Annotated in this window: 12 protein-coding genes; 7 read left to right on the plus strand and 5 right to left on the minus strand. The window is 54.8% G+C overall.

The window, feature by feature from the left end; all coding sequences use genetic code 11:
• Positions 1-262: 262 nt before the first annotated feature.
• Positions 263-682, minus strand: coding sequence for a preQ(1) synthase (gene queF / locus NMUL_RS03400; protein ID WP_011380001.1), 420 nt, complete (start codon positions 680-682; stop codon positions 263-265).
• 143 nt (positions 683-825) lie between these two features.
• Between queF and smc the strand changes: the two genes are divergently transcribed.
• From smc to def, 7 genes are all read left to right on the plus strand, one after another.
• Complete coding sequence (gene smc / locus NMUL_RS03405) at positions 826-4,398, plus strand: chromosome segregation protein SMC (protein ID WP_011380002.1); 3,573 nt, start codon at positions 826-828, stop codon at positions 4,396-4,398.
• Between the two features lie 7 nt (positions 4,399-4,405).
• Positions 4,406-5,731, plus strand: coding sequence for a cell division protein ZipA C-terminal FtsZ-binding domain-containing protein (locus NMUL_RS03410; protein WP_011380003.1), 1,326 nt, complete (start codon positions 4,406-4,408; stop codon positions 5,729-5,731).
• Positions 5,728-7,851, plus strand: coding sequence for an NAD-dependent DNA ligase LigA (ligA, locus tag NMUL_RS03415; RefSeq protein ID WP_011380004.1), 2,124 nt, complete (start codon positions 5,728-5,730; stop codon positions 7,849-7,851). Before NMUL_RS03410 ends, ligA begins: the two co-directional genes overlap by 4 nt.
• A complete protein-coding gene (gene galU, locus NMUL_RS03420) occupies positions 7,851-8,735 on the plus strand; it encodes a UTP--glucose-1-phosphate uridylyltransferase GalU (protein WP_011380005.1) in 885 nt (294 codons plus the stop codon). The genes ligA and galU overlap by 1 nt, the downstream gene beginning before the upstream one ends.
• Before the next feature lie 62 nt (positions 8,736-8,797).
• Positions 8,798-9,343: a hypoxanthine-guanine phosphoribosyltransferase gene (locus NMUL_RS03425; RefSeq protein ID WP_011380006.1), complete on the plus strand. Its 546-nt coding sequence runs from the start codon at positions 8,798-8,800 to the stop codon at positions 9,341-9,343.
• Between the two features lie 16 nt (positions 9,344-9,359).
• Positions 9,360-10,106, plus strand: coding sequence for an S-methyl-5'-thioinosine phosphorylase (locus NMUL_RS03430; RefSeq protein ID WP_011380007.1), 747 nt, complete (start codon positions 9,360-9,362; stop codon positions 10,104-10,106).
• Positions 10,096-10,629: a peptide deformylase gene (gene def, locus NMUL_RS03435; RefSeq protein ID WP_011380008.1), complete on the plus strand. Its 534-nt coding sequence runs from the start codon at positions 10,096-10,098 to the stop codon at positions 10,627-10,629. Before NMUL_RS03430 ends, def begins: the two co-directional genes overlap by 11 nt.
• Positions 10,630-10,683: 54 nt before the next feature.
• Here def and NMUL_RS03440 read toward each other — a convergent pair whose 3' ends face one another.
• The 4 genes from NMUL_RS03440 to NMUL_RS03455 form a co-directional block, all read right to left on the minus strand.
• Complete coding sequence (locus NMUL_RS03440) at positions 10,684-11,271, minus strand: shikimate kinase (protein ID WP_011380009.1); 588 nt, start codon at positions 11,269-11,271, stop codon at positions 10,684-10,686.
• Positions 11,272-11,371: 100 nt separating this feature from the next.
• Positions 11,372-11,662 (minus strand): EF-hand domain-containing protein, encoded by a 291-nt coding sequence (locus NMUL_RS03445; protein ID WP_104009614.1) that lies wholly within the window; start codon positions 11,660-11,662, stop codon positions 11,372-11,374.
• A 270-nt stretch (positions 11,663-11,932) separates the two neighbouring features.
• On the minus strand, positions 11,933-12,280 hold the full coding sequence (locus NMUL_RS03450) for a hypothetical protein (RefSeq protein WP_011380011.1): 348 nt from the start codon (positions 12,278-12,280) through the stop codon (positions 11,933-11,935).
• Positions 12,277-12,645, minus strand: a complete 369-nt coding sequence (locus NMUL_RS03455; RefSeq protein WP_011380012.1) for a hypothetical protein — start codon at positions 12,643-12,645, stop codon at positions 12,277-12,279. Before NMUL_RS03455 ends, NMUL_RS03450 begins: the two co-directional genes overlap by 4 nt.
• Positions 12,646-12,650 lie beyond the last annotated feature (5 nt).

The following is a 12,650-nucleotide window of genomic DNA, read 5'->3' on the forward strand; positions in this document are numbered from 1 at the left end:
TCACCCCTTCTTACCGGGCGTGGAAGCCGAAAAGGTGTCAATCTGCTTTGTGAGTCCAAGTCGAATTCCGATTAGCCGGGATAAAATCGGCGAGAGCGTTTCTTTCATCATTCAAACCTCATCAGTGCTGGAGGCTTGTCCTCTGTGCAGCTCCCGACGCGCCAGCGATTATTTCATCCGCATGTTTCAGGTAAATTGCCGGCCGGCATGGGATGGGCGTCATTCGCTGAACAGGGGCTGCATTCGGTGGCGGATGGCAGACTCATCCGCGCGTGGAGGGCTGGCTATCGAAATGGAAGAGATCTACGGAGGGCAGGGGAGTCCAACCGGAATGACGGTGCTCTGCAACGACCGTGGTGAAAATGCCGCCACGCACGTAGAATTTTGCGGTGAGACGTAGATAACGAGGCTGCAGGGCTGTAGCCAAGTCATCGACAATCCGGTTTGTCACCGCTTCGTGGAAAGCGTTCTCGTCACGGAAAGACCAGATATAGAGCTTGAGGCTTTTAAGTTCGACGCACTTCTTGTCAGGAATATAATCAAGAATCAGGGTCGCGAAATCGGGCTGGCCGGTTTTGGGGCACAAGCAGGTAAACTCGGGGATCTCCATATGAATATGGTAGTCCCGTTCCTGAGTAGGATTGGGGAAGGTTTCCAGGTTTTTATCCGGGCGGCTGGGCATTCTCTTATCTCTGTCAAAATCGGTTAGAATGAGCTCCCTTGGGAGGCCTCTCCCAGGATGATTCGGAATGTTCCCGAACCGGAAGCTTCATCCAGGAGGCTACCTTCTGCAGCCGCACATTATAACTGCTTGCAAACGATAAATTGCGTCTCTCCCACATCAAACTCGCCGGTTTCAAATCCTTTGTCGATCCTACGGAAATTCCCTTTCCAGGGGATCTGGTGGGAGTCGTGGGCCCCAATGGGTGTGGGAAATCCAATGTCATCGATGCTGTCCGCTGGGTTCTGGGGGAATCAAGAGCCTCGGCGCTACGCGGTGAATCAATGCAGGACGTCATTTTTAACGGCTCCACCACCCGCAAGCCTGTGGGCAGGGCCAGTGTGGAGCTGGCGTTTGACAACAGCCTTGGCAAGGCAGCGGGGCAATGGTCGAGCTATGCGGAGATTTGCATCAAGCGGGTACTGAGGCGCGACGGAGAATCCACATACTATATCAATAATATTCACGTGCGGCGCCGCGATATTGCCGATATTTTTCTTGGCACCGGATTGGGGGGACGGGGCTACGCGATCATCGAGCAGGGAATGATTTCCCGCATCATCGAAGCCAAGCCGGAGGAGCTTCGTGTATTTCTGGAGGAAGCAGCCGGTATTTCCAAATACCGGGAGCGGCGGCGTGAGACGGAATCGCGCCTGGCGGATACCCGCGAAAACCTTCTGCGCGTAAACGATATTTGCCAGGAATTGGAAAAGCAATTAGTGCGCCTTGGGCAGCAGGCGGAAACGGCCCGACGGTTCGAGGACTTGCAGAGTCGGTTGGACAAGGCACAAAATCTACTGTGGTTCGCCCGCAAACAGGAAGCGGCGTCGCAACGGGCACTGGCGGAAAAGGAGATTCAATCGCTGCAAACCACCCTCGAAGCCGAGGCGGCGGCCTTGCGCAGGGCCGAAAAGCAGCTTGAGGAAAAGCGCGCGGATCATTTTGCGGCGAGCGATCTTTTGCATGATGCTCAGGGCGAACTGTATGCAGCCAATGCCGAAGTGGCGTACACTGAGCAGCAGATACAGCACGTGCGGGAAAATTACCAGCGCATCGCGCAGCAGATTGCCGCAACGAGGCACCAGCTTGAGCACTATGCCACGCAGGCCGATACTTCGGTGGACAGCTTGAATCGCTGGCACGAAGAGTACAAACAGGCGCGATCGGACAGCGAGGCGAGCAAACAGAAAGCCACGGTGGAGAATGAGAAATTGCCGCTGGCAGAGGCTGCTTTTCGCACGCGCCAGGAAAAGCTTGCCGAGGTACAGCGTGACCTGCTGCTGGCGGAGCAGTCGGAGCAGCTCGAGAAGAGTCATCGCGACCATGCCGAAAAGGCGCTTCAGCAGCTCGAAATGCGCCGCAAGCGATTGCTGGTAGAGTACGCCGCCTTGCCTGAATCAAAGGTCGAGGAGTTATCGGAGCTGACCCGCGAGGCGGAAGCGACTGCTCACGATCTGAAACAAAAGCAGGAGGAGTTTGCGCAAACAGAAAATCTGCTGCTTGACGCCGAGGAAGTCAAACGCGAGTTTGCGCGCAACGTACAGGCACTGGAGCAGCAGGTTGTGCAGGCTGAAGCGCGGCTGAGCGCGCTGCAGCGTCTGCAGGGACGTCTTGAAAGCAGTGAAGGACTGAACACGTGGTTTGCAAGGCATCGGCTCGATTCTTTGCCGCGGCTGTGGCAAGGCATACAGATAGAAAAGGGGTGGGAAGACGCGCTTGAAGCTGTCCTGCGCGAACGTTTGAACGGTACACGCGTGGGGCAGTTGGAGGTGGCGCTTGAGTGGGCCAATCCTCCGCCGGGGAAGTGTGCGCTGTTCGAGCCGGCAGAGATGAAGCTGCAAAAGACTACGAAGGCTGGAAAGATAGCAGGGGCTGAAGGGGGGGGCGGCAAACCTCCCAGAGATGGGGAAGCAGGAGTCGCATTGCGGTCCTATCTGACCTGCAGCGATACGAGCGTAAAATCTGTAGTGGATGAATGGCTGAGCGGTATATTTGCGATTGATAGCCTTGAAGCAGGGCTCTCGCGGCGCAACCTGCTCTCGCCCGGTGAAATGCTGGTGACACGGGAAGGTTGCGTGGTTACCTCTCATAGCCTCACCTTTTACTCCCCTGACTCGCAGTTGCATGGCGTGCTGGCACGGCAGCGGGAGATCGGGCAGATTGAAGTGGAAATGGAAGCGTTGAGAGCGAAGCTCGACATCGAGCAGTCCGCGCTCGATACCGCAGGAGACACCTGTTACGATCTGGAGTCATCCCTGTCCAGTCTGCGCCATGAGAATGAACAGCTTCAGCAATTGCACCATAATGTGCAGATGCAGGCATTGAAGCTGACACAGACGGTCGAACGCAGCGAGCAGAGGCGCAAACAGATCGACAGCGATCTGGCGGAAATCGAGCAGCATGCAGAGGCAGAGGCTTCCCGTCAGTGCAGTGCCGAAGCAAGACTTGCCGAGCATGGCGTGCGGATCAAATTCCTGCAGGAGCAGGTAAGAACGGAACAGCTCGCGCGAGATACCGCTGAAGAATCGCTCACCGGTCAACGCCGTCTGGCTCAGAATGCATCCAGGGAGATGCAGGAGGCTATCTTTCACGAAAAAACCTGCGAGCATAAAATTGCTGAAGCGGAAAATGCCATCGAGGGAATCGAACGGAGCGTGGGTGAACTCAAAGCTCACCTGGAAAAATTGCAAGTCGAGCAAGACAGTTTCGATGAAGGCGAACTGGTTGGAGTGCTGGAGGAACGGCTGACGTTGCGTGAGCAGCGTGAACAGAAACTGGCGGAGGCGCGTAACGCCCTCGAAGCCCTGGCTACGGAATTGCGGCAGATAGAGCAGGAGCGAATGGCTTCCGAACAAAAACTGCATCCGTTGCGGGAGGCTATCAACCATATGCGTCTCAAGGAGCAGGAGGCGCGAATTACCGAGAATCAGTTTGGCGAACAACTGCAGGGATGTGAAATCCCTGAAGAAGAACTGATAAACTCTCTGGGAAAGACACGTCCCGCCGCATTGCAGAGCGAGGTGAACCGGTTGCGTGGCGACATTACCGCGTTGGGGCCGGTCAATACCGCCGCGCTCGAAGAATTGGAGTCTTGCCAGACTCGAAAGACCTATCTCGATTCACAGGCGCGGGACCTCGAAGAGGCGTCGGAAACACTCAGGAATGCAATACGGCGCATAGATCGTGAAACCCGCGAGCGACTGCTCGAAACGGTCGAGAAGGTCAATGCTCATCTGGGCGACATGTTCCCCACCATATTCGGGGGCGGACATGCGAAGCTGATGCTGAGGGGTGAAGAAATTCTGGATGCGGGCGTACAGATTGTCGCTCAACCGCCTGGCAAGAAAAACAGTTCGATTCATTTGTTATCCGGCGGCGAAAAGGCGCTGACTGCGCTGGCGTTTGTATTCTCTCTATTTCAACTCAATCCGGCGCCCTTTTGCATGCTGGATGAGGTGGACGCTCCCCTGGACGACAGCAATACCGAACGTTTCTGCAATCTTGTGCGGAAGATGTCGCGTCAAACCCAGTTTGTATTTATCAGTCATAACAAAATTGCCATGGAAATGGCGCAGCAATTAATAGGGGTTACCATGCAGGAGAAAGGGGTGTCGCGCGTGGTGGCGGTAGAAATCGAAGAGGCTGTAAGACTGGGCGATACAGCCTTGGCTACGTGAAGCGACCATGGGCAATCTAAGTGAATTGCAAATCAGCCTGATCGGCATTGGCATCGTCGTGGTGCTCGGCGTAATCGTTTTTAACTGGACGCAGCAACGCCGCTATCGTCGGAAAGCAGAGCAGGCATTCAGCCGGGAGCATGAGGATATACTCCTGGGAGCGAGTGCATCTGTAAAAGGAGAGGAGAGAATAGAACCTCGCCTCAGCCCCGGGGCCGAGCCGCACGAACCCGAAGCCGCACCCAGTAGGCATTCAAATGCTTCTCCGGAAGTAGCCGAGCCGGCCCAGAAAGTGAATGTCAATCCAGCCCTCCATCCTCCATCCAGGCCGAAGGCCGGGAAAGCGGTTGAGCGCACCTGGTTTAAAGGACCGGCTTCATTCACTGTGCCTGCCCGCAGATCGGGCGATGAGGATTCCCGCCATGAAGGAGGCGTTGTTCCCGAAAGATTCAGTGTGCCTGCCGCCGCGTCGGGTGATGAGGAAAGGCCGGTCGAAGGGGACAATGTCTCCGATGCAGTGGATTATGTGGTTGAGATCGCCCGCGAGACGCCATTCGCGGATTTAACCCTGGCGGAAGTACTGGATCGTAAATTTGATTTCAGCAAGCCGGTGCGGTGGATGGGGAAGCAGAGCGCAGATGCATCCTGGGAAGAAATCGTGACGGATACGCGTGGCCGGGAGGGCAGGGCGAGCTACGTCAGTCTGAAGGGTTTCCTGCAACTGGCCGATCGCGCAGGACCTGTGAGCGAAGTGAGCCTGGGTGAATTTCGCGACATGGCGGAAAATTTTGCGGCCCGCGTCAATGCGACTGCCCGTTGCCCCGACATATATAAGAGCTACAGGCGAGCCCTGATGCTCGATGAATTCTGTACCCAGGTGGATGTCATGGCCGGCATCAATATCATCAGCAGGGATAACAGCGTTTTTACCGGCGCCAAGATCCGCGTCATGGCGGAAGCATGCGGCTTCAAACTGGGGAACGAGGGGATGTTTCATTACCGGGACGAAAATAACGTTGTTTTGTTTTCCCTGGGCAATTATGAGCCCTCCCCCTTTCTTCCCGACAATATTCGGACGCTCACCACTCGTGGCATCACGCTTTTTCTTGATGTGCCGCGGGTTGCCAATGGTGAACGCATTTTCAATCAGATGGTGCATCTGGCTGAAACTTTCTCCGAAGCCCTCGGAGGCTTCATGGTGGATGACAACCGCGTACCCTTGAGTGACACCGGTATCCGGAAAATCAAGCAACAATTGAGCAGCATTCAATCCGTGATGATATCGCGCAATATCCCGCCGGGGGGGCAGATAGCGTTGAGGCTGTTTGCGTGAGTGAACGCCTGAGCGAGATATCGCGCCACATGCGGGAATTGCGCGATGCAATCGAGCTGCATAATATCCGTTATTACGAGCTGGACACTCCGACGATTCCCGATGCGGACTTCGACAAGCTGTTCCGCGAACTGGAGGAGCTCGAGCAACGTCATCCGGAGCTCATAACGCCAGATTCCCCTACCCAGCGCGTTGGTATTCCTCCCCTCAAAGCGTTTCCCCAGGTCGTTCACCGTACGCCGATGCTTTCCCTCAGCAATGCATTCACCGAGGGCGAGGTAGAGGCATTCGACCGGCGTGTGCGCCAGTCCCTAGGCATCGCGCAGGTCGAGTATGCGGTAGAGCCGAAATTCGATGGTCTGGCCATAAGCCTCTGCTATGAGAACGGCATGCTTGTCTCGGGAGCCACTCGCGGAGATGGCTACATCGGAGAGGATGTAACCTTGAACCTGAAAACCATTCGCAGCATTCCTCTCGGCCTGAGGGCAGGAGATGGGAGCGCCGAAGTTCCTGCATTTCTGGAGGTCCGGGGTGAGGTATTAATGTTGAAAGCGGATTTCGAGCGATTGAATCGGCAGCAGCGTGAAAAGAACGAAAAGACCTTTATAAATCCGCGCAATGCTGCCGCAGGTTCCTTGCGGCAACTCGATCCCTGCATAACTGCCAATCGCAACCTGAGGTTCTTCGCATATGGTATCGGTGTCTGCGAAGGGGGAAATGTTCCTCATGACACACACAGCCACTTGCTCGACTATCTCTCGTCACTGCGTTTTCCGGTAATGCGTGAACGCAGGACGGTGACGGGCGTTGCCGGTTTGTTGGAGTATCATCATGAAATAAATGGATTGCGCGAACAATTGTCTTATGACATCGATGGTACGGTGTACAAGGTCAACGAATTGGAATATCAGGAAAAACTCGGTTTCGTATCCCGTGCCCCGCGATTTGCGCTCGCCCATAAGTTTCCAGCGCAGGAAGCAACGACCGAGTTGCTTGGAATCGATGTGCAGGTGGGCAGAACGGGGGCGCTGACTCCGGTGGCGCGCCTCAAGCCTGTATTCGTGGGAGGCGCGACTGTCACCAATGCGACCCTGCATAACGAAGATGAGATCCGGCGCAAGGACGTCATGATCGGTGACCGGGTAACGGTAAGGCGAGCAGGAGATGTCATTCCGGAAGTGGTCGCAGTTCAGAAGGAAAGCCGGCCGTCGAACGCGAAACCTTTCGTGATGCCTGAGCACTGCCCTGTTTGCGGGTCCAGGACGATTCGCTTGCCTGGAGAAACTCTGACCCGCTGCACGGGCGGATTGTTTTGTCCCGCTCAACGGAAACAGGCCATTCTGCATTTTGCCTCGCGTCGCGCCATGAATATCCACGGACTGGGCGACAAGCTGGTGGATCACCTGGTGGACAATGCCATCATTCGGACTCCCGCAGACTTGTATAAACTGGGATTGGCAGCGCTCGCCGCGCTGGATCGGATGGGGGAGAAATCGGCGGGAAATATTATCAATGAAATTGAAAAAAGCAAAGACACGACCCTGGCTCGATTCATCTATTCCCTGGGTATTCGCAACGTGGGCGAGGCTACTGCGCGAGACTTGGCCCGCTATTTCGGAGGACTCGATCGCCTGATGGATGCAGATGTGGAAACTTTGCAACAGGTATCGGATGTAGGCCCTGTCGTCGCCCAGAGCATTGCCGATTTTTTTGGTGAAAGGCACAATCGTGAGGTTGTAGAGCAATTGCGCGCGGCGGGAATCCGCTGGAAAGAAGGTGCGGGAACACAGACAACAGACCATGCAGCAGGTTCTGCACATCCGGGAGCAGCCGCCGCAAGCAGTAAAATTGCCGGCAGGAGCTTTGTGCTGACTGGAACACTGCCGACCATGAGCCGGGAGGAGGCCAGGGAGAAAATTGAAGCGATGGGAGGGAAGGTTGCGGGCAGCGTGTCCAAGAAAACCGATTATGTCGTCGCCGGCGCGGATGCGGGCAGCAAGTATGACAAAGCGCTTGAATTGGGAGTGGCGCTTCTCGATGAGGCCGAGTTGATAAGATTATTGCAGGCTTCCCAAGCAGATAACAGTTCGACGCACGTGGATCCTGAACGGATGGTTTAATGCCGAAAATACGTAAAGCAGTTTTTCCGGTGGCAGGAATGGGCACCCGTTTTCTCCCTGCTACGAAGGCAAATCCCAAGGAAATGATGCCTGTTGTAGATAAACCGTTGATTCAGTACGCGGTTGAGGAGGCGATCGCAGCGGGTATCACGGAGATGATTTTCATAACGGGCCGTCACAAGCGCGCCATTGAAGACCATTTCGACAAAGCGTACGAAATAGAAAACGAGTTGGAGGCCCGTGGCAAAAATGAAACGCTGGAAATGTTGCGCAGCATCCTGCCCAAAAACATTCATTGCATTTACATCCGCCAATCGGAAGCACTCGGGTTAGGGCACGCTATCCTTTGCGCGCGTCCCGCGGTAGGAAATGATCCTTTTGCCGTGCTGCTGGCAGATGACCTGCTCGTAGGCGATGAGCCGATCATGCGGCAGTTGGGCAAGGTGTACGAGGAGAACGGCTGCTCCATACTGGCCGTACAGAATGTCGAGCCTGAAGATACTCTCAATTATGGCATTGTGAAATGCGGGCCCGGGATGAACGGCTTGCATCCCATTACCGGCATCGTGGAAAAACCTGCCCCGGAGAATGCTCCCTCTAGATTGGGCGTCGTCGGACGTTATATTTTGACCCCGAAAATCTTCGAGCACCTGGAAAGGGTTCAACCTGGGGCCGGAGGGGAAATTCAGCTGACCGATGGAATCGCTTCGCTTTTGCGGGAAGAGCGGGCGCTGGCCTATGAATTCCACGGAACGCGTTACGATTGCGGGAGCAAGATAGGATACCTCAAGGCAACGATTGCGCTGGCGCTCCAGCATCCGGAGGTCGGGCGTGAGTTTGCGGCGTATCTCGACGCCAGATGCAGTGGGCATACCAGCGTCTAGCCATCTATCCGCTGCCGATCGATTTTTCCTGCTCCTTATTCTTCATCAGGTTACCCGTGCCGATGCTCCCATACCAGGATGCGCAGAAAATTCTGAGAGAAGCAGAGCAGATATTTCCGGCCGAGGTCGTAGTGGAAACCGTCAGGCGTATGGCAGCCGATATTACGGCTACCCTGGCACATCGTTATCCCCTGGTGCTCAGCATCATGGGGGGTGCCGTCGTGTTTACCGGGCAACTGCTTCCCCTGCTGCAATTCCCGCTCAATTTCGACTATCTTCATGTCAGCCGTTACGCTGAGAAGATGCACGGGGGCAGGATCGACTGGAAAGCTTCACCGGGCGAGAATGTGCAAGACCGGGTCGTACTGGTGGTGGATGATATCCTTGACCAGGGGATCACGCTTGCTGCCATCCGTGAGTGGGTGATGAGCCAAGGCGCAGCAGCATTTTATAGCGCCGTTTTTGCCGAAAAGGATATTCCTGGTCCCAAGCCGATCAGTGCGGATTTTGTGGGTCTTGTTGTTCCCAACCGCTACGTCTTTGGCTTCGGCATGGATATCTATGGGGCATGGCGAAATTTGCCCGCCATCTATGCCTTGAAAGAGTGAGGTAAAATCCAGAAATATGCTTGCAATTATTGGCGGGACCGGAATGGCCCAGCTCGAGTGCCTTGAAATTTCCCATCAGAAAGTTGTAACGACTCCTTATGGGGAACCATCAGGCCCTCTGACTTTTGGCAAGATACGTAACAATACCGTCGTTTTTCTGGCGCGTCATGGATACGGCCATACGATTCCTCCCCACGAGGTGAATTACCGCGCCAACTTGTGGGCATTGCAGTCGGTTAATCTGACGAGGGTGATAGCGGTTGCTTCGGTAGGTGGAATCCGTGCTGATCTCGCACCGGGCACGGTAGTGATTCCCGACCAGATCATCGACTATACCTACGGTCGCAAGTATACCTATTACGATGGCAAGGACCGGTCAGTGACCTACATCGATTTCACCGAGCCATACTGTCCTTTGACTCGCAAGCGTCTCCTGGAAGCAGCGGGACGTGCCGGCGAAAAGGTGCTTGACGGAGGGGTGTATGGCGCGACCCAGGGGCCACGGCTTGAAACTGCGGCGGAAGTCAACCGGCTGGAGCGGGATGGGGTTGACATGGTTGGAATGACTGGTATGCCTGAGGCCGCCCTCGCCAAGGAGCTGGGGCTATGCTACGCAACCCTGGCAGTAGTCGCAAATTATGCGGCCGGCCGTAAAAGCAGTGCCCATCTCATCCGTCTGGATGAGGCGCATGGCGTTCTGGAAAAAACGATGGTCAGGGTCAGAAATATTCTCGAATGGGTGGTAACGCTCGATGCCGATTAAACCTGTCCTCAAAATGGGAGATCCCCGCCTACTGGAAGTGGCTCGGAAGGTGGAGAATTTCAGCACGCCCGAATTCGGAGCATTGCTTCGAGACATGCATGATACGATGGAGGCATTGGAGGGCGCCGGCTTGGCTGCGCCGCAGATCGGGATCGATCTGCAGGTTGTCATTTTCGGGGTGAAGCGTAATTTGCGCTATCCGGATGCGGAGGAGGTACCCTACACGGTATTGGTAAATCCGGTACTGACCCCTCTCACGGAATATATGGAGCAGGATTGGGAAGGTTGCCTGAGCGTTCCCGGCATGCGCGGGATGGTTCCCCGATATGCCAGAATACGTTACGAGGGTTCGGATCAATATGGTAATCGCATAGACCGGACGGTGGAGGGGTTTCACGCCCGGGTGGTGCAACACGAATGCGATCACTTGCAGGGAATTCTCTATCCGATGCGTATTACCGATTTTCGCACGTTCGGTTTTACCGATGTGCTGTTCCCGGACAGACCACCCTTGGCCGAGTAGCAGTTTTCCAAACGACGGAAAGGGAAACGAACAGAACTTCCTACGGTTCTTATTTTATCCGGTGCGGGATGAGATCGTCAGTTGCTGTGCCAGTGATTGAGCCAGATGCCGGGGGCTTCGCTTCCCGCTCTCAACTACGATATGGGCCGTCTCCCGATATAAGGGGTCACGCTGCACAAACAGTTCAGCCAGTCGTGCGCGCGGGTCGGAAGTTTGCAGCAGCGGACGGTTCTTGTCATGCCGGGTGCGGCGCCACAGGTCGTCGATGGACGCTCGCAGATATATCACCGTGCCGCCGTGCTTCAGCATTGCCCGGTTTACTCCACTCAATACGGCTCCGCCTCCCGTTGCCAGAATGATATTCCTTGCATTCATGAGTTCGGACAGTATCTCGGTTTCGCGCCTGCGAAAGCCTTCTTCTCCTTCGATCTCGAAGATCGTGGGAATACTGACACCCGTTCGTTTCTGTATTTCCCGATCCGAATCGTAAAAGGTTTTTTCCAGAAAATGGGAGAGGAGCCTGCCCACCGTCGTTTTTCCGGCCCCCATCATCCCGACCAGAAAGATGTTTCCGGTGGCTGCGCGATCGCCAGCCTCCCCTTTCACATCAACTGCGGGAGCAACTGCATCTGTTGAAATCATTGGGAGAATTGTAGCGGAAATATAAGTATTGCACCTATTCCACTACCCGAGTTTTCAGTACTCCGGCCGATTCTTCACAGGAATATCAAAAGGCCGCTACTCATTTCTCCTCTATAGGGGGCGCTTTGGTAAACTCATTCCTGTTCAGCCTGCCATCGCGGTCGATATCAAGACTGTGGAAAACCTGGGGAGACATTTTCTGCACCGCGGCTTCCTTCATGGTTATGTACCCATCCTCGTCGGCGTCGTACAGTTCCCAGGGGGGCATGATAACCTCACGCGCATCCGGTTTCCTTCCCGGCGGGGCTTCCGCGAGAACCAGCGCCGGAAGGGCGAAAGCGACGATGATCAACGAAATGCCAAGGCTTCCTGATACGTGGCGATTTTTCAAATCAGCTCCACTGGTTGCGGTTGGAGTTGCGGTTGCATGTAGGGAGGGGGCGGAGGAAGAAAAAACTCCCCCCGGCCGTATGGATCGGATTCCTCACCTAATTCATCAGAAAGTAAACGATGATTAAAACAAACGCGGGTACACCCAGAAGCCAGGCGATAAAATATTTTCCCATCATAATTCTCCCGAGAAAATTGGAAAACCTTTCTCCATGAACAATTTTTTCCTGTGCTTTTTAAGTCTGGTGCTTTTATTACTCCTGCATTCCAGTTACATCCGCTGCCGGGAATTCAGCGACCTTATCACCGCCGGCAGAACCTCACGCATCACCAGCGTTCTTGCGCTGCTGCCCAAGACCCCGGACGATAAGGCAATGCCGCTTTTTATCGCTTTGCTCAACGATCTGGAGGGTACTGCCGATAACACGGCCAACAAACCGAGCGAGATAGAGTAGGGGTGGCGCGCTATGAACCTGAATGTCCGGCTGCGCGGAAAAACATCATCGCCCGTCACCTGCGTCTCCTCATCCTCATGTCCATACCTGGATCGATATTCCCTGCGGGTGGCATGCATCCGCTCCAACAACGCCTTTTTTTCATATTCCAGCGAGGTGCTCATACGATATCCTTCATCAGCTTGATATCCTGCTGTAGTTCATCACGCACGGTATCAAAAGCTGAAACAGAATCTGTCTGACCGGGGGTTGCGAAATAAACTACAAAGGCAGTCAAGGCATAGAAAGCGACAATCCCCCAGGCTGAGACCACGCGATAGGGGGTGTCCCAGAAAGTAACGATAACGGCAACTCCTGCGAACACAAGACTCAGGACGGAGAGAAACGTTATCACGACGTAGCCGATCAGGCGGCGCTTGAAGTTCCTTCCCTGAATCTCCACGGATATTTTTATCAGCTCAATGTATTCGCTGAGGCGTTCCAGGATGAGAACTCCAATTTCTTTCGCTTTTTTAATGGTCTCAAACATGGCGA

Source organism: Nitrosospira multiformis ATCC 25196 (assembly GCF_000196355.1).
GTDB classification, from domain to species: Bacteria; Pseudomonadota; Gammaproteobacteria; order Burkholderiales; family Nitrosomonadaceae; genus Nitrosospira; species Nitrosospira multiformis.